The sequence below is a fragment of the Mesorhizobium sp. M0047 genome (assembly GCF_040323315.1).
Classification (GTDB): domain Bacteria; phylum Pseudomonadota; class Alphaproteobacteria; order Rhizobiales; family Rhizobiaceae; genus Mesorhizobium.
The window spans coordinates 48,158-66,048 of record NZ_JAMYUW010000019.1; the positions used below are offsets into that span (position 1 = coordinate 48,158).

15 protein-coding genes are annotated in these 17,891 nt (G+C 61.5%); 2 read left to right on the plus strand and 13 right to left on the minus strand.

The annotated features are described in order from the left end of the window. The first annotated feature begins 198 nt into the window (after positions 1–198). Complete coding sequence (locus tag NKJ89_RS19345; protein WP_352604741.1) at positions 199–444, plus strand: YMGG-like glycine zipper-containing protein; 246 nt, start codon at positions 199–201, stop codon at positions 442–444. A 94-nt stretch (positions 445–538) separates the two neighbouring features. Here NKJ89_RS19345 and NKJ89_RS19350 read toward each other — a convergent pair whose 3' ends face one another. The 4 genes from NKJ89_RS19350 to xylF all read right to left on the minus strand — a co-directional run bounded on the left by NKJ89_RS19350 (position 539) and on the right by xylF (position 5,745). Further along, positions 539–2,179: a CHASE domain-containing protein gene (locus NKJ89_RS19350; protein WP_352604743.1), complete on the minus strand. Its 1,641-nt coding sequence runs from the start codon at positions 2,177–2,179 to the stop codon at positions 539–541. Between the two features lie 152 nt (positions 2,180–2,331). Continuing rightward, positions 2,332–3,132 carry an ATP-binding cassette domain-containing protein gene (locus tag NKJ89_RS19355; protein WP_352604745.1) on the minus strand — a complete coding sequence of 267 codons (801 nt, stop codon included), beginning with the start codon at positions 3,130–3,132 and terminating at the stop codon, positions 2,332–2,334. A 96-nt stretch (positions 3,133–3,228) separates the two neighbouring features. Then, on the minus strand, positions 3,229–4,560 hold the full coding sequence (locus NKJ89_RS19360; protein WP_023757390.1) for a sugar ABC transporter permease: 1,332 nt from the start codon (positions 4,558–4,560) through the stop codon (positions 3,229–3,231). Between the two features lie 144 nt (positions 4,561–4,704). Further along, the gene (gene xylF / locus NKJ89_RS19365; RefSeq protein ID WP_352604747.1) at positions 4,705–5,745 is read right to left on the minus strand and encodes a D-xylose ABC transporter substrate-binding protein; all 1,041 of its coding nucleotides are present in this window, start codon (positions 5,743–5,745) and stop codon (positions 4,705–4,707) included. 269 nt (positions 5,746–6,014) lie between these two features. Here xylF and NKJ89_RS19370 point away from each other — a divergent pair, with 269 nt between their 5' ends. After that, positions 6,015–7,259 carry an ROK family protein gene (locus NKJ89_RS19370; RefSeq protein ID WP_352604749.1) on the plus strand — a complete coding sequence of 415 codons (1,245 nt, stop codon included), beginning with the start codon at positions 6,015–6,017 and terminating at the stop codon, positions 7,257–7,259. 136 nt (positions 7,260–7,395) lie between these two features. Here NKJ89_RS19370 and NKJ89_RS19375 read toward each other — a convergent pair whose 3' ends face one another. From NKJ89_RS19375 to pstS, 9 genes are all read right to left on the minus strand, one after another. After that, complete coding sequence (locus NKJ89_RS19375; protein WP_352604751.1) at positions 7,396–8,715, minus strand: HlyD family type I secretion periplasmic adaptor subunit; 1,320 nt, start codon at positions 8,713–8,715, stop codon at positions 7,396–7,398. 3 nt (positions 8,716–8,718) lie between these two features. Beyond that, positions 8,719–10,458 carry a type I secretion system permease/ATPase gene (locus NKJ89_RS19380; RefSeq protein WP_352604753.1) on the minus strand — a complete coding sequence of 580 codons (1,740 nt, stop codon included), beginning with the start codon at positions 10,456–10,458 and terminating at the stop codon, positions 8,719–8,721. A gap of 64 nt (positions 10,459–10,522) precedes the next feature. Next, positions 10,523–11,935, minus strand: coding sequence for an endo-1,3-1,4-beta-glycanase EglC (gene eglC, locus NKJ89_RS19385; protein WP_352604755.1), 1,413 nt, complete (start codon positions 11,933–11,935; stop codon positions 10,523–10,525). A gap of 532 nt (positions 11,936–12,467) precedes the next feature. Then, positions 12,468–13,157 carry a phosphate regulon transcriptional regulator PhoB gene (gene phoB, locus NKJ89_RS19390; RefSeq protein WP_032906962.1) on the minus strand — a complete coding sequence of 230 codons (690 nt, stop codon included), beginning with the start codon at positions 13,155–13,157 and terminating at the stop codon, positions 12,468–12,470. A 19-nt stretch (positions 13,158–13,176) separates the two neighbouring features. After that, a complete protein-coding gene (phoU, locus tag NKJ89_RS19395) occupies positions 13,177–13,884 on the minus strand; it encodes a phosphate signaling complex protein PhoU (RefSeq protein WP_023757396.1) in 708 nt (235 codons plus the stop codon). Positions 13,885–13,909: 25 nt separating this feature from the next. Continuing rightward, on the minus strand, positions 13,910–14,713 hold the full coding sequence (pstB, locus tag NKJ89_RS19400) for a phosphate ABC transporter ATP-binding protein PstB (RefSeq protein WP_352604757.1): 804 nt from the start codon (positions 14,711–14,713) through the stop codon (positions 13,910–13,912). Beyond that, positions 14,710–15,561, minus strand: a complete 852-nt coding sequence (gene pstA, locus NKJ89_RS19405) for a phosphate ABC transporter permease PstA (RefSeq protein WP_352604759.1) — start codon at positions 15,559–15,561, stop codon at positions 14,710–14,712. Before pstA ends, pstB begins: the two co-directional genes overlap by 4 nt. 3 nt (positions 15,562–15,564) lie before the next feature. Continuing rightward, positions 15,565–16,548, minus strand: a complete 984-nt coding sequence (gene pstC, locus NKJ89_RS19410) for a phosphate ABC transporter permease subunit PstC (RefSeq protein WP_023757399.1) — start codon at positions 16,546–16,548, stop codon at positions 15,565–15,567. A 64-nt stretch (positions 16,549–16,612) separates the two neighbouring features. Further along, on the minus strand, positions 16,613–17,668 hold the full coding sequence (gene pstS, locus NKJ89_RS19415; protein ID WP_352604761.1) for a phosphate ABC transporter substrate-binding protein PstS: 1,056 nt from the start codon (positions 17,666–17,668) through the stop codon (positions 16,613–16,615). Between the last annotated feature and the right edge of the window lie 223 nt (positions 17,669–17,891).

Consider the following 17,891-nt stretch of genomic DNA (forward strand, 5'->3'; position numbering starts at 1 on the left):
CAGATCATCTGGAATGTGCGTTTCGACGGCACTGTCGATGCTTCCTTGGCTATTCCAGCGTCGCGATAGCGTCGAACATGGTACGCCCAGAAAAAGACTCTCTTCACCAACAATAGATTGCAGCAGCAAAGGCCGCCGTTTCATGCTAAATGGTAGCTGGAGCTTGCTAAAGTGGGACACAAAGTGAGGAGTGACTCTATGCGGAAGATGATTATTGCCATGGTTGCGGTGGTGGCGGTCAGTGGCTGCACCTCGACCGAACAGGACGTGGTTGGCGGCGGCTTGATTGGCGCCGGTGTTGGCGGCTTGGTCGGCGGCAGCAAGGGCGCGCTGATCGGCGCGGCCGTGGGTGCCGGTTCCGGCCTGCTGGTGCGCAACCTGCGCAATGGTTATTGCCAGTATCGCGATCATCGCGGCCGGATCTACACGGCTCGCTGCAACTAGTTCGGCGATAATCGAAACGTTGATCCGGAGACCGGTCCGCCGGCCGCCGGATTTTCGTTGTTTGGATGGTTGATTCTGCGCCTGACGATCGCGCTCAGTTCGCCAGGGGGATTCTGATTTCCACGTTCAGCCCATTGGCCCGGTAATCGCGATGGATCGTGCCGCGCAATTCGCGCGTGACGTTAAGGTCTATCAGCTTGGTGCCGAATCCGGTCTTGGCAGGCGCTTCGAGTTTCTTCTGACCGGTTTCGCGCCAGTTGAGAGCCAGCGTCCTGTCACGCCCGCGCCCTTCGAGCGACCAGTCCACTTTCAGCGCCCAGTCCCCCTTGAGCGAATTGGCCGAATTGCCGGCTTCGCCGTATTTCAGCGCATTCGTCGCCAGTTCGTGAAAGATCAAGCCGAGCGCTTGCGTCGTGTTTTCGTCGAGCAGCACCTGCGGCCCTGACAACAGCCCTTCGGGCAGCTCCTTGCCGAACACCTGGCCAAGCTCGATGCGCAAGAGATCGGCAAGATCGGCCTTTTGCCAGCGCGAGCGCGTCAGCATGTCCTGGGACGCCGCCATCGCCTGGAGCCGGGCCGAGAAGGATGAGGAAAACTCATTGACGTCTGTGGCCCGCGAAGCCGTCTGGCGCGCGATCGCCAGCACCCTGGTGATCGAATTCTTGATGCGATGCTTCATCTCCTGCAGCATCAGGTCTTTTTCGAGCAGGCTCTTTTCCGTCGTCTCGTGCAAGCGCGCCGCCGCCTCATAGGCCCGCTCCTGATAGCGCGCCACCAGCGCGATGGCGCCCGCCAACAACAGGCCGAACAGCCCCAGCATCACCGGAATGGCGCGCGACGACGGCTGCGAGAAGGCGCTCGTCGGCCGGAACAAAACAGTCCATGGCCGCCCGGCCACAACGATCTTGCGGGTGACCAGCAGCCTGTCCCCGAAGGTCGAAGCCGGTGGCGTTTCCGACCGGAACAACAGATTGTCGCCGTTCACCGCGCCGTCGTAGATTTCCGTGTTGACCGGCAGCAGCGGTGATCGACTGAGCGCGGTCTGGAACAGGTCGCTGGTTCGAAAAGCCGCATAAAGAAAACCCGCCGTGGAGGATCTAGGCGCATCGATGGCATCGGGTGCGGTTTCGACATTGAGTCGCACGAAGACGAGGAAGCCGGTGAACGTCTGCGCGGCACCCGTCTCCTGGCCCAGTTGCACCAGCCCGCTGGCGTGCTGCTGGTCATCCAACATCGCCTTTTCGATTGCCGCGCGCCGCACCGGTTCACTGAACATGTCGTAGCCGATGCTGGCCTGGTTGGACGGATCCAGCGGTTCGAACAGCACGACGGGGGTGCGCCAGGGCTGCGTGGTATCAGGATAGATTGGATGGTTGACGCCATGGTCGTACAGCATATCGCGTTCGACCGCCGTCTCGTCTCCAGCCTTTGCCAGCCTGAGATAGCCGATGCCGCGCAAGCCGGCAAAATTTCTGTCGACATCGAGCGCTTTGAAGAACGCGTTGAACTCGGCGCCGGAAATATCGCCGTTGCGGGCATCGAACAGGGCCTGTGTCGAGCGTAGCAGCGACAAATGCAGGTCGATGCGGCTCTCGATCCGGTTGAGCGCGTCGTCGGCCGTCGCTTCGAACTTGATGCGGGCGGCCTCTTGCGTCGCGAAATAGGCGAACCCCGCCATCGCCATGCTGATCAGCGCGACGGCGATGAACGCGACGGTTGGAAAAAGCTTCTTCAACGGATGATGCGGTCCATGAGCATGTCGAGCCTTTTATGGGGAAGTCGCCGTGCCAATACAATGGCAAGGCCAAGCCATCCTGACGGCTGGCACATCGGATGGTCCGGACCCGGCACATTCCTCCGGTCAGGCGGCATCGCTACCCGCAAGCCTCAAGCGGCGATCTTCAGCGCGCCCGGTCCGGGAATGGCACCGGGCGGGCATTTGCCCAAAATGATCATGCCGAGCACCTCATCCTGGGTCACGTCCGTAGTGCGGGCGGTGCCGACGACCTGGCCGTTCTTCATGACGCAGACCCGATCGGCAAGGTCGAACACATCGTGGATGTCGTGGCTGATCAGGAAGATGCCGATGCCGTCGGACTTGAGCTGCTTGACCAGTTCGCCGACCTGCGCCGTCTCCTGCGGGCCAAGCGCCGCCGTCGGCTCGTCCATGATCAGGATGCGCGCGTTGAACAGGATAGCGCGCGCGATCGCCACCGACTGCCGCTGGCCGCCCGACAGCTTGATCACTGGCTCCTTGAAGCGCTGGAAGCGCGGATTGAGCCGGCCCATCACCTTGCGCGCCTCGGCCTCCATGGCAACGTCGTCGAGCGTACCCCAGGCGGTCATCAGCTCCCGGCCGAGGAACAGATTGGCTGCGGCGTCGACATTGTCGGCCAACGCCAGTGTCTGATAGATCGTCTCTATGCCGTATTTCTTGGCGTCGCGCGGATTGGAGATAGCTGCCTCCTCGCCGTTGACGAAGATCTGGCCCGCATCGCGTTTGTAAGCGCCGGACAGGATCTTGATCAATGTCGACTTGCCGGCGCCGTTGTGGCCGAGCAGCGCCACGACCTCGCCGGGAAAAAGATCGATCGAGGCGTCGTCGACGGCGCGGATGCCACCGAACGCGATTGAGATGTTGCGCATGTCGATCAGCGCGGTGTCCGCGGGGTCGATTTTGTCAGCCATGATCGTTTCTCCCCGACAGTTCCTGCTTGAGCATGATCTCTGGACAAACGATTTCCGTCTGTCCGAGAAAACCGTTGTCACTTTTCGGGATCATGCTCAGACCCGCTTGCGATAGACGGTATCGAGCCAGACGGCGATGACCAGCACGGCGCCAACGACGATGCTCTGCAGCGGCGAGTCGATGCCAAGCAGCACCATGCCGGACTGCAGCGACTGCATGAGCAGCGCCCCGAGCATGGCGCCGAGCACCGTTCCGGAGCCACCCGCAAGCGAAGTGCCGCCGATGACGGCGGCGGCGATCACCAGCAATTCGTCCAACGTGCCCAGCGCATTGGTCGCCGCATTGAGGCGGGCCGACGAGATCGCCGCGCTGATCGCGGCCAGCACGCCCATGATCATGAACACCTTCATGGTCACCCAGCGCGTGTTGATGCCGGCGAGATTGGCGGCCTCCGGATTGCCGCCGATGGCAAAGACGTAGCGACCGAAGCGGGTGCGCCTGGTGATGAAGGTCATGACGATGCCGACCGCGACCGCCATCAGCACCGGTATGGCCACGCCGTGGGCGATGAACAGCCCACCTTCGGGAATGGTGATGCCGTTCTGCTGCGCATACTGGCGCACGATGCCGATTGGCCACGGATAGGAATTGGCGATCCAGACGGCCCCAAGGATGGCCGCGCAGGTGACCACACCGAGGAAGATCTCCGCCCAGACGGGTCGCAGTGGAAAGTTGAACCGTTTGCGCTGCGAGCGGCCGTTGAGCAGCGCGAAAGCGACAGCCACGCAAGCGACGACGCCGATGATCCAGCTGGCGGTGGCGCCGACGGAGCCCCGCGGCCCGCCGCCCATCAACTGGAACGTGGCGTCAAGCGGCGCGACCGTGCGCCCGTTGGTGATCAGCCATGCCATGCCGCGCCAGACCAAAAGACCGCCCAGTGTCACGATAAAAGCAGGAACCTCGAGATAGGCGATGATGAAGCCCTGGAAAGCGCCGATCGCAAGACCGAGCACCACACCGGCGGCCAGGGCGATGATCCAGAGCCAGGGATTTCCAAGTTGGAAGCCGATGACACGAATGAGGAATTCGGCTTGCGCCACGCCCATGATCATACCGATCACGCCTTCGACGGAACCAACCGAAAGGTCGATGTTGCGCATGACGATGACCAGCACCATGCCGGTCGCCATGATCGCGACCGAGGAGGTCTGCACCGACAGGTTCCAGAGATTGCGCGGCGTCAGGAACAGTCCGCCCGACAGAATGTGAATACCGACCCAGATGACCAGCAACGCACCGACCATGCCAAGCATGCGCGTATCGAGTTCGGTTGCCTTGAGAAAGCGTCCGACAGTGCTCAGTTCGGACGCACGCGCCTGGTCTGCGGGGGTATTTGCAGCAGGTAGGTTGGACGTCGTGTCGGTCATGATTTCCTCCCAACCGGCGGGCCGTCTGACGCGAATACCGGAACCAGCCTAGAAGCTATCCGCGTGATGCGGAAACACAAATCTTTTTGAGAAAACGCCGCGGCTTTTGGGCCGCGGCGTTGAGAAGGCAGAGAGAGCCCAGCTTTAGTTGCAGGCCGCGACGGTGCCGGCGGCGACGCCCGCGCAGACCTCGTCCTTCTTGATCCAGCCGGCGTCGATGACGACGTTGAGATTGTCCCTGGTGATGGCAACCGGGGTCAGGAACAGCGACTTGACAGTATTGCCGCCCGGCGTCGTGAAGTCCTTGGCGCCGGCAATGTCACCCGTCTTCTTGCCGTCGGCCAGCTGCGAGGCGATCTCGGCGGCGTTCTTGCCGAGTTCGCGTGCATCCTTCCACACCGAAACGGTCTGCGTGCCGAGTGCGATGCGGTTCAGCGCGGCGTGGTCGCCGTCCTGACCCGAGACCGGCACGGTGCCGGCCAACCCTTGAGCCGTCAGCGCCGCGACGACACCGCCGGCGGTGCCGTCATTGGCTGCCACCACGGCATCGACCTTGTTGTCGTTGGCGGTCAGGAACTGTTCCATGTTCTTCTGGGCATTGGCTGGCAGCCAGCCGTCCGTATAGGCCTCGCCGACATTCTTGATCTTGCCGCTGTCGATGGCTTCCTTGAGCACTTCCATCGAGCCCGCGAACAGGAAGTCGGCATTCGGATCGGCACCCGAGCCCTTGATGAAGACATAGTTGCCTTCCGGCTTGACCTTGAACACTTCGCGGGCCTGCATGCGGCCGACTTCCTTGTTGTCGAAGGTCAGATAGAAGACGTCCTTGTTCTCGATCAGCCGGTCATAGCCGACGACCGGAATGCCTTCGTCCAGCGCCTTCTGTACCGCCGGGCCGATAGCCGAGGCATCCTGCGCCAGGATGATCAGCGAATTGGCGCCCTGCGAGATCAGGCTCTCGACATCGGTAAGCTGCTTGCCGGGATTGGACTGCGCGTCGGCGGAGATGTACTTGTCGCCGGCTGCCTCGATCGCCGTCTTCATGGCGGCCTCGTCGGTCTTCCAGCGCTCTTCCTGGAAGTTGGACCACGAAACGCCGATGACCTTGTCCTTCGCCTGCGCGACCGACGCGAGCGTCAGCGACATGGCGACACCCGCCAGGATGGCGGCTGTGAATCTTTTCATATTATCCTCCCTGCGCCGCGTATGGCGCGACCAAACTGACCCTAAGGCCGGCACAAAGGCTCTATTTTTTCGAGCCTCGAAAAAATACTGATCCAACACCCGAACGCTGTCAACATCGATTTTGATGGATTTTGATGTGCCTGCGAATTTTTTTCGAGCTCCGGAATAAATAAATGACAGGCCGGGCGGCTTCTGCCAGTATTTGACAGTGTTGCCGACAGCGTTCGAGGGGACGGAGAACCGCGGCGACCGGGAGGACTTGAAGAGACATGTCGGTCGGAATCCGCCACGACGATTTGCGCCGGCGCAACCGGGCGATGGTGATCGCCGCTGTCCGCCGCGCCAGACAGCCTTCACGCACCGAGATCGCCGCAACCACGGGCCTCAGCCACTCGACCATATCGGCGATCTCCTCCGACCTGATCGATGAAGGTATCCTGACAGAAAGCAAGCCAAGCGAAGCCGGCTCGCTCAAACGTGGCCGGCCGCAGGTCGGGCTCAGCCTCAACCCGGAAGCGGCAGCGGTGATGACCGTGGTGCTGTCGCTGAATTTTCTCTCCGTCGCCGTCATCGACTATGCGGGCCAGGTGATATCAGAGGAACAGCGCCGGCTGGACACGTTGACCATAGCGCGCGACGCGCTGATCGGCGAATGCACGGCAATCGTGCGGCGTCGTTTCGAAGATCCCGATCTTGACGTTCACAGGATCGCCCGCATCGCGCTGGCGATCCAGGGCATCACCGACACCCGTGCTCGCGCCATGCTGTGGTCGCCGATCACGCCGCACACCGACATCGCCTTCGCCGACATCCTCGAAGACGAGTTCGGCATCCCCGCCACCATGGAGAACGACTGCAACATGATGGCGATCGCGCTGCGCTGGCGCGATCCCGATCGCTACCGCAACGATTTCATCGCCATCCTTTTGTCGCACGGCATCGGCATGGGCCTGGTGCTGAAAGGCGAATTGTTCACCGGCACCCACTCGTCGGGCGGCGAGTTCGGCCATATGATCCATCGGCCGAACGGCGCGCTCTGCCGCTGCGGACGGCGCGGCTGCGTCGAGGCCTATGCCGGCAATTACGCCATCTGGCGCAATGCAAGGCAACTGGGTGAGGACGCGGAACCCGTCGCCGATGTCAGCGACGCCGACATGCGCGCGCTGGCGGCTGTTGCCCGCGAAAGAGATGGGCCCGAACGGGAGGCCTACCGCAAGGCCGGCGAAGCCCTCGGCTACGGTCTCGGCAGCCTTTTCGCGCTGATCGATCCGGCCCCCGTCGCCATGGTCGGCGTCAGCGCCGCCGCCTTCGACCTGATCGAGCCGGCATTGCGCAAGGCCATCGCCCAGACCGCCGGCGGCCAGCATTCCGAATGGATTTCCTTCGAGGCAGAGCCGAACGAACTGCCGCTGATCCGCGAAGGCTGCGCCATGCGGGCACTGACCTTCGTCGACCAGGAGATTTTTGCACCAGGTGTGCTGGCGAGAGGGAGCGCCGGAAAGAGTGTCGCGTGAGACCAGGGTCAAAAGCCAATAATTGTGAACGGCCGAGTTCGACCCTGGGCGGAAGTTAGCACGCCCTCGGTTGAACTCTCACAGCCAAGCCCCTTGCAGTCATTGCTGCGCCGATCGATTGCGCGGTCCGCGACATCTACCGCTCCGTGAAAGCGCGAGCGAAGGAATCGCGCATCGGCCGTGCGAGATACTCGAAAAAGCTCCGGTCGCCAGTACTTATGAACGCTTCTACCGGCATTCCAGGATAGAGCTGCTCCGCTTTCACGCCGGGCGGCAAGGCGGAGGCAATTTTCAGCTTCGCGCGGAAATACGCTTCATGCGTAACCTGGTCGATGAGCCGGTCCGCGGAAACCTGTGTCACGATGGCTGAAATCTCAGGCGTGAGCCGCATGTTCAACGCTGATAGTCGCAGTCTTGCCGGCTGGCCGACACGAACCTGGTCGATGTCTTTCGGCGGCAGCCGTGCATCGACGACCAGACCCGATGTCGTAGGCAGAATCTCCATGATCTTCTCGCCGGGGGCAATCACGCTGCCCTTGGAATTATAGGTGGACGACACCACGATGCCCGCTGCCGGCGCCTTGATCGTCGTCCGCCGCAGCACTGCCTCGGACGCCCGCATCTGTTCGTCGATGTCGGCCAGCGAAGACCGTACCTCGTCGAGCTTCGTCAGGGCTTCCTCCACGCGTTGCGTGGTCAGGCGCTCGATTTGCTCCTGGGCTTCGACGATCTGGGTGTTGGCCGCTGCAAGATTTGCCTCCAGCGCCCCTGCCTGCCCGACGAGATCGGCTTCACTGCGCAAAAGCTGCGAATATTCAGTGCGATTGGTGAGACCTTTGTCCAGCAGATTGGTCTTGATGCCGAGCTCTTTCTTCACGACTTCGGCCTGTTGCTGGACGGCCAGTTTCTGGGCTTGCAATCCGACGACAGACTGGCGATGCATGGCAACCCGCTGCGCGAGGATCGATTGTTCCGATCGAAACCGGGCGAGCCTGGCATTGAATTCCTTCTGCTGTTCTCGAACCAGAATCTCGAAATCGTGCTGGAACGGTGCTGGCGCGGCCTCCGTGATTGGCGCAAGCTGGTCCAATCCGTCGCGTTCCGCCTCCAGCCGCGAGGCGCTGGCCTTCAAAGTGATCGACTGTCTCGTCAGCCGGTTGAGCTCGGCTTGCGCGGCCGTTCTATCCAGCAGGATCAGATCCTGGGCCTGCTGCACGCGATCACCTTCATGGGCGAGCAATTCTTGAATGATACCGCCCTCAGGATGCTGAATGAGGATGTTTCCGCCTGTCGCCGAGATTGTGCCTTGCGTGATGACCGCGCCGGACAACGGTGCACTGACCGCCCAATAGCCAAAACAACCTATCAATATCGCTGTTGCCGCATATCCGGCGAAAGCCACCCGCCGGATGTCGGTGCGCGCTTTGCCTTCCCAGACGAGACTCTGTGCTGCCATCTTCTAGGATCCAAAGCGGACGTTATGAGGGGTGCTGCGGATCGTCGTTGCAAAGGACCCTGTCACCGCCATGCTGCGCTTCGGGGGAAGGCCGATGCCGGCGATCGGCTGCCGCAACACGTCGCCGCTTGGACCGAAGGCTTCGATCACTCCACTGCGCAGAAGCATCACGCGGTCGCAGGCTGCGGCGACCGAAGGGCGGTGCGTTATCACGATCGTCGTAACGCCCGCTCCTTTCGCGGCGGCAAGCACGTCTTCGAGCGCGGCTTCGCCGCTGCCGTCGAGATGGGTGCTGGGCTCATCCAGCACAAGAATATGCGGATTGCCGTAAAAGGCGCGCGCCAGCCCGATCCTTTGGCGTTCGCCGCCCGACAGTGTTCTGTCCGACGGACCTATTCCGGTCTGGTAGCCATCGCGCAGCGCCAGTATCAGTTCATGCGCCTGGGCACGTTTTGCCGCTTCGACGATAGAGGCGTCACTTGCATCAGGTTCAAAGCGGGCGACATTTTCCGCGATTGATCCGGGAAAGAGCTCCACCTCCTGAGCGAGATATCCGATATGACGGCCAAGCTGCTTCTCGTCCCAGTTTCTGAGGTCGGTGCCGTTGATCCTGACGCAGCCGCTGGTCGCTTGGATCGCACCGACAAGCAATCTTGCCAGGGTGGACTTGCCGGCCCCGCTTGGACCTATTATCGCAACCGCTTCGCCGGCGCCGATCTGGAAGTTCAGTCGCTTGATGATGGGTTCGGTGCCGGGCGTGGCGTTCGGCGCGACAAGTATCAGGCCCTGCACGACAATTTCGCCCGACGGATCCGGCAAGGTCAGTTTTCGCGCATGTGCCGGATGGGCGGAAAGCGCCTTGTCCAACCGCTTCCACGATCGTCTGGCGTCAACGATCTGCCGCCATGAACCGATCAGTTGGTCGAGCGGCTGCAGCGCTCGGGACGACACCAGGGAAGACGCGAAGATCATCCCTGCCGTCATCTTCCCTTGCAGCACGAGCCATGCTCCAACGCCCAGTATCGCCAGCTGAAGGATCATGCGTACCGCTCGCGATGCTCCGCTGAAGATCGCGTTGGCCGTGGACGAACGGTCATGAAGAATTAGCGCCTCCGCCACGTGCCTGCCCCAGACGCGCGCCGCGTTTTGGACCATGCCCATGGCGAGCAGCGTCTCCGCGTTGCGGGCAAAGGCCTGCTCCGACAGGCTGGCGACAGCCGAACGTTCCGCGGACAAAGCGTCATTCCTGCCGACGGCGAGCTGATTTGCCAGGACCAGCGCAAGCAACAGCGCAACCCCTGCCAGCGTAAGCCAAAACAGAAAGGGATGGATGAGGTACAGCAGGGTGAGGAAGAAGGGAGCAAACGGCAGGTCAAACAAGACCGCCACACTGCGTGACCTGATGAAGGCGCATATCGAGGCAAGGTCGCGCAGTGGAGACATGGCTGCGCCGCCGGCGTACTTGGCTTCAAGCGAGACGGCGAATGTCCTCGCACCCAGTCTGTCGTCGACAGTGGCTGCAACGCGCTGCGTGTAGATGGAGCGGACCGCATCGAGGAGACCGAGAAAGGCGAGCGCGAGAACCGCGATAGCCGACAGGTAGAACAGCGTCTCGACGCTGTAGGAAGGCAGGACGCGGTCATAGACTTGCAAGAGATAGAGGGGGATCACCAACAGCAGGATGTTGATGAGGAACGAGAAAGCACCGACATCGGCGATGGCGCGCCTGAAAACTGCCTGCAAACTGGACTCTCCAATCATCCCCGCGCTCCCTGACGGCTAATGGCCTCAAACATGAAGCCGCCGCTTAGACCGAGTGGTCGCTTGCCATGTCCAAGGGTTGGTCCAGCGTATAGGCGTGGATATAGTCGATTTTCATCTCCGCTGGAGTAGCCAGATGGTCAGGAGGCTGGCCGGCAATGCCGCCCACCGCGAGATTGGCCAGTATGTACATGGGGTCGTGCATGTCGGACGGCGTCGCCGCTTGGGCGACCTTCACACCGTCATAGGTCCAGACAAGCTCATCCTTTGTCCAGAGCAGGCCATAGGTGTGGAAACCGTCAGTGTCCGCAACGTTCACGGTGGACGAAACCTTCGTGTGCTCTCCCGTCTCATTGGTGTGCGCTGTCATGAAAAGCGTGTTCGGATCCTGACCGCGCGTTTCGACGACGTCCAGCTCCGGCGGCCACGATCCGTCTTCCGGAAGCAGCCAGAAGGCCGGCCAGGCTCCGGCCGTTTCGGGCAGGTCCGCCCGCATTTCGAAATAGCCGTAGGTTTGCGCGAAGGTGTCGTGGGTCGTCAGTATCCCCGATGTGTATTCGTAGTTGTTGATCAGAGGCTTGATGTCCTCCGGCGCCTGCGCGGCGGTGATGGTGAGCACGCCGTTTTCAACGCTGAACGGGTGGACGGAACTCGTCGGCCCGTAATTGGCGTCGATATACCATTGCAACTCACCATTGCTGCTCAATGTGCTGCCGTTCGGCGCGCCCCACGAGAAATTGGAATTCCAGGTGCCGTCCTGCCCGTCCCGAAGGCTCAGCGTGTTGAATTCGTCGGCGAAGGACAGCGTCATTCCGGACTTGTCTATCGGCAGTTCGAACTGGGCGGACTGCAACTTGTCGATGGTCGTATTCTTGAACACCAGGATCTCGTCAGATCCGAGGTTCAGCATCACGTTCGATTCCACCTGAACCATCTGCGAACGGACGGCATCGAACGAAGTGAAGTCATAGCCGTTAAGGCGCACCACATCGGTCGCACCGAAATCGAAGATAAGATCGCTCCCATTTCCTTTGGAGATGGCGAAAGTGTCGGCGCCGTCACCGCCGATCAGGACATCATTTCCCTTGCCGCCATCCAGCGTCTGATGACCCGACCCGCCCTTGATGATGTTGTCCAACGCATTTCCGAACGCATATCGATTGGCGCCGGTAACGACCAGGTTCTCGAAATTGTCGGGGAGCTTGTAGCTCATCCAGGTGTCGATCGTGTCGATCCCGGCCCCGGGATCTTCGACCGCCTTATTGTTGGTGGAATAGAGGTGATAGTAGTCATCGCCGGCGCCACCGTACATCGTGACATTGACGCCGGTGTCTCCCCAGAAGGAGTCGTTGCCTGAGGTGCCGTGCAGTTCGGCCCCGGCTCCGGTTGCCGAGAACCAATGACTGGACGCGCCGGTGTAGGGAAGAGGAATACCTTTGGCGTTTAAGACCGTGCTCATCAGAAATCCTTCCTCTTAGTGTCCGACCTGGTCAAGTCATTCGGCGCAGGGTCCGGCGACCGCTTTCAAAGCAACGTTGCAACGAACGAGATCGTTCCCGCGGAATCGTCATCCGATCCAAGATCGTATTGGCTATTCGGAGCACATACAATCAATAAAGAAGAGGGAAACTCGCTCTTAGTCGGATGCAATTTTTAATAAAATTGCGCATTTATGCGAAACCACGTCCTCTAGTGGGCACATAGCCATATTAGTTCGAATTGTTTCTTGAGGCGCGCGACTTTGATCGGAGGTCTGCGGGCAAGATAGCAATGTGACCAACTAAAGTGTCACGGGCCGTGCCTGCGGCCAGCCTGGCAGAAAAGCGAATTGGGAGATCGGAGGGCAATCGCCAGCCAGTCAAGGTACGCGCCGAGCCCACGACCGCGAAGGGCAGTTTAGACTTCGATCCTGCCTGCTTGAATGTCTGCCATCGCGTGGCCATTGGCGACCACCTGCTGATCGAATTTGAACCTTGGTTCCGATCTATCGGCTAATCTTCCCTGATAGCGTACCCTGCACCCCGAATGGTGCGGATCACGTCGGGCATGCGGCCGTTGTTGACGGCCTTGCGCAGCCGCCCGACATGCACGTCTACCGTGCGTTCGTCGATGTAGATCGTTTCGCCCCAGACGTTGTCGAGCAGCTGGCTGCGCGAGAACACGCGGCCGGGATGGCGCATCATGAATTCGAGCAGGCGGAATTCGGTCGGCCCGAGCCGGATCTCGCTCTTCTTGCGATAGACCCGGTGCGATTCTCGATCGAGCACGATGTCGCCGACCTTCAGCACGCTGGACAGCAGTTCCGGCTTGGCACGGCGCAGCAGCGCCTTGACCCTGGCCATGAACTCCGGTGTCGAAAACGGCTTGACCAGATAATCGTCGGCGCCGGTCGAGAGGCCCCGCACGCGATCGCTCTCCTCGCCGCGCGCGGTCAGCATGATGATCGGCAGCCGCTCGGTCTCGGGACGCATTCGCAGGCGCCGGCAGAGTTCGATGCCGGAAACCGCCGGCACCATCCAGTCGAGCACCAGAAGGTCAGGCACGTTCTCCTGCAGCCGGATCTCGGCCTCGTCGCCGCGCGTCACGACCTCGACCTGATAGCCCTCGGACTCCAGATTGTAACGGAGCAGCACGCCTAGCGGCTCCTCGTCCTCCACCACCATGATGCGTGGCGCGATCATCGGCTGGTTACCTCTGTCGTCATGCCGCGGGCGCGGACATTGTCGTCTCGTCCTGTTTCGGACGATTGGCCGGCAGCTGCGTGCCGGTCAAAACATAATAGGCATTTTCCGCGATGTTGGTGACATGGTCGCCGATGCGCTCGAGGTTCTTGGCGCAGAACAAAAGATGCGTGCACGCGGTGATGTTGCGCGGGTCTTCCATCATATAGGTGAGAAGCTCGCGGAACACGGAGGTGTATTTGACGTCGATGCGTTCGTCGTCGGCACGCAGTTTCGCCAGCGCGGCGGCGTCACGCGCCGCATATTCCTCGATGACGCCCTGCACCTGGATCAGCACCAGTTGTGCCATTCCATCGATCGAGTGCGAAAGGTCGCGCGGCGTGACGCTGAGGCCGACAGTGCCGACACGCTTGGCGATGTTCTTGGCAAGGTCGCCGATGCGTTCGAGATCGCCGGCCATGCGGATAGAACCGACGACATGGCGCAGATCATCGGCCATCGGCTGCCGCTTGGCGATCAGCGTGATGGCGCGGTCGTCGAGCTCGCGCTGGCGCGCGTCCATGATCGCATCATCGGAGACGACGCGCTGTGCCAAGGCGTTGTCGGAATTCAAGAGCGCCTTGGTCGCACCGCCGACCATCGAGCTGGCGAGATCGCCCATGTCGCTGATGAGCTTGCTGATCTGACCGAGATCCTCGTCGAAAGAAGCGACTGTATGTTCGCTCATGATCCTGTTCCTCGTATGCCTGAGCTCAGCCGAAGCGGCCGGTGATGTAGTCCTGCGTGCGCTTCTCGCGGGGCGACGTGAATATCCTCTCCGTGCGGTCGAACTCGACCAGCTCGCCCAGATACATGAAGGCCGTCTGCTTCGATACGCGCGCCGCCTGCTGCATGTTGTGGGTGACGATGACGATCGTGTAATCGGCTTGCAACTCGTCGATGAGCTCCTCGATCTTGGCGGTCGACAGCGGGTCGAGCGCCGAAGCGGGCTCGTCGAGCAGGATGACTTCCGGCTTCACCGCTACGGTGCGGGCGATGCAGAGCCGCTGCTGCTGACCGCCGGAGAGGCTGAGGCCGCTGGCGTCAAGCTTGTCCTTGACCTCGGTCCAGAGTGCCGCGCGCTTCAGCGCCTGCTCGACGCGGCCGTCCATCTCCGACTTGCTCAGCTTCTCGTAGAGCCTGATGCCGAACGCGATGTTTTCATAGATCGACATCGGAAATGGCGTCGGCTTCTGGAACACCATGCCGATCTTGGTGCGCAGCAGGTTGAGGTCCTGCGAGCGGTCGAGAACGTTCTGGCCGTCGAGCAGCACCTGACCTTCGGCCGTCTGCTTGGGATAGAGCTCGTAGATGCGGTTGAAGACGCGCAGCAGCGTCGACTTCCCGCAGCCCGAAGGCCCGATGAAGGCGGTGACGCTGCGCTCCGGCAAGGACAGCGTAATGTCCTTCAGCGCCTTCGACTGGCCGTAGTAGAAGTTGAGGTTCTTGACCTCGATCTTGGCCTTGGCGGTGGCCTCGGCGGCGATCGTCATGTCTGGAGACAACATCTGGCTCATTTGTCCTCTCTGCGTCCGGTCAGGCTGCGCGCAACGATGCTGAGCGCAAGAACCGTCAATGTGATGATGAGTGCGCCAGTCCATGCCAGTTGCTGCCATTCCTCGTAGGGGCTGAGAGCGAACTGGAAGATGGTGACAGGCAGGCTGGCCATCGGCGCGTTGAGATTGCTCGACCAGAACTGGTTGTTGAGCGCCGTGAAGAGCAGTGGTGCCGTCTCGCCGGAGATACGGGCGATCGACAGCAATATGCCGGTGACAATGCCCGATAGCGCGGCGCGGTAGGCGACCGACTTGATGACCACCCAGCGCGGTGCGCCGATCGCGGTGCCGGCTTCGCGCAAGGCGTTCGGCACCAAATTGAGCATGTCTTCGGTGGTGCGTACCACCACCGGAATGACGAGGATGGCGAGCGCGACAGCACCGGCGATTGCCGAGAAATGCCCCATCGGCCGCACCATAAGTTCGTAGACGAACAGGCCGATGATGATCGACGGCGCCGACAGCAGGATGTCGTTGATGAAGCGCACCACGGTGGTCAGCCTGGAAAAGCGACCGTATTCGGCCATGTAGGTGCCGGCCAGCACTCCGATCGGCGTGCCGACGATGACGGCGATGATCGTCATGACCACGCTGCCATAGATGGCGTTGAGCAGGCCGCCGGCGTCGCCGGGAGGCGGCGTCATCTGCGTGAAGACGTCAAGGGACAGGCCGGCCGCGCCCTTGTAGACCAGCGCGCCGAGGATGAGCGCCAGCCAGGCAAGTCCGATGCCCGCCGCGGTGACACACAGCGTCATCATCACGGCATTCTTCCTCTTGCGGCTCTGGTGAAGCGATGTGGCTGTCGACATCGGTCAGGCTCCGGTGCGGGCGTCGATGCGCATCAGCATGTAGCGGGCGATGGCAAGGATCAGGAAGGTGATGACGAACAGGATCAGGCCGAGCGCCACCAGCGAAGAGGTGTAGAGGTCGCCGACGGCTTCGGTGAACTCATTGGCGATGGTCGCGGAGATCGTCGTTGCCGGCGCGAACAGCGAGGTTGAGATGCGGTGCGCGTTTCCGATGACGAAGGTGACCGCCATGGTTTCGCCCAGCGCGCGGCCAAGGCCGAGCATGACGCCGCCCATGATGCCGATCCTCGTGTAGGGAATGACGACGCGGCGGGTCACTTCCCAGGTCGTGCAGCCGATGCCGTAGGCCGATTCCTTTAGCACCGGCGGTACCGTGTCGAAGACGTCCTTGGTGATCGAGGTGATGAAGGGCAGCACCATGATGGCGAGGATCAGCGACGAGGTCAGCAGGCCGATGCCATAGGGCGGACCGGCAAACAGGCTGCCGAGGCCGGGAATGCCGTGGAACACGCCGATGATGAAGGGCTGCACGGTCGTCTGCAGGAACGGCGCCAGCACGAACAGGCCCCAGATGCCGTAAATGATCGAGGGGATGCCGGCCAGCAGTTCCACCGCCATGCCGATCGGCCGCCGCAGCGGGCGCGGGCAAAGCTCGGTGAGAAAGATGGCGATGCCGATGCCGAGCGGCACGGCGATCAGGATGGCGATGGCCGACGTGATGATGGTGCCGTAGATCGGTGCCAGCGCGCCGAATTTCTCCGTCACCGGATTCCAGCTTTCGCTGGTCAGGAAAGAGAAGCCGAAGGTCGACAGGGCTTGCCAGGATCCGGCAAACAGCGAGATCGCGACGCCGCCAAGCAGGACCAGCACCAATATGGCGGCGGCCCGGGTCATCCCGTGGAAGATTGCGTCGGTCAGCGCGAATCGTCTGACGATCGCGTCGCGCGAACCTCGAATGGCTGGCAAGGCTTCCTGGACAGCGCTCATGTGAAGCTCGGCTCTTTGAGTTGAGGGAAAGGAGCGCCGCGCCGCGGCGCTCCTTCGAAGGATGTTACTCGCCTGCGAAGACCGGCTTCCCGTCGGCCTGGATGTCGGCCTTCCAGGAGGTCTTGATCAAGTCGACGACGCTGTCGGGGATCGAGACATAGTCGAGCGCCTTGGCGGTATCCTTGCCGTCCTTGTAGGCCCAGGCGAAGAACTTCAGCGCTTCGCCGGTGGCGGCGGCATCGTTGGGAACCTTGTGGATCAGCACCCAGGTCGAAGCAGCGATCGGCCAGCTGGTGTCGCCGGGTTCGTTGGTGATGATGACGTTGAAGTTCTTCGCGCCTTTGAAATCGGCATTCGAAGCAGCCGCGCCGAAGGATTCGAGCGACGGCTCGACGACCTTGCCGGCGGCATTCACCAGCTTGGAGTAGGAAAGGCTATTCTGCTTGGCATAGGCATACTCGACGTAGCCGATGCCGCCGTCGGTCTGCTTGACGGTATTGGCAACGCCTTCGCTGCCCTTGGCGCCGACGCCAGTTGGCCATTCGACGGCTGTGTCCGAACCGACCTTGTCCTTCCAGTCAGGCGACAGCTTGACCAGATAGTTAGTGAAGTTGAAGGTCGTGCCCGAGCCGTCCGAGCGATGCACGACGGCAATCGCGGTGGACGGCAGGGTCAGGTTCGGGTTCAGCGCCTTGATCGCCGCATCATCCCAGGTGGTGATGGCGCCGAGGTAGATCTGGGCCAGGGTCGCGCCGTCAAGAACAAGTTCGCCCGGCTTGATGCCGGTCAGGTTGACGATCGGCACGATGCCGCCCATCACCATCGGGAACTGCACGAGGCCGTTCTTTTCCAGGTCGGCGTCGGACATTGGCTTGTCGGTGGCGCCGAAGGTCACGGTCTTGGCGATGACCTGCTTGATGCCGCCGCCCGAACCGATCGACTGGTAATTGAGGCCGACGCCGGTGTCTTTCTTGTAGGTGTCGGCCCATTTGGCGAACACCGGATAGATGAAGGTCGAGCCGGCGCCGGAAAGATCAGCTGCCATTGCCGCGGAAAGGGTGAAAGTGGACGCCGTAGCCATTGCGATCGCAACGGCCGCCGAGCGGATGAAATGTCTCATGTGGCCTGCTCCTGTTCGGAAGATGGTCTCTCGGCGCCATTCCTCTCGGCGCCCGCTGAGGCCAATAGCCTTCGATTATTACAGTCGCATGACAGTTTGATGTCACCCCGGTAACGCATGATCGGGATGAACAAATTGTGGCCTGACCAGCACTCCTGATGGAGCCCGGCTTTGTCCTCGAAATCAGGGACTTGCTGCGTTTGGCCCGAGGCTGGCCGGCGTT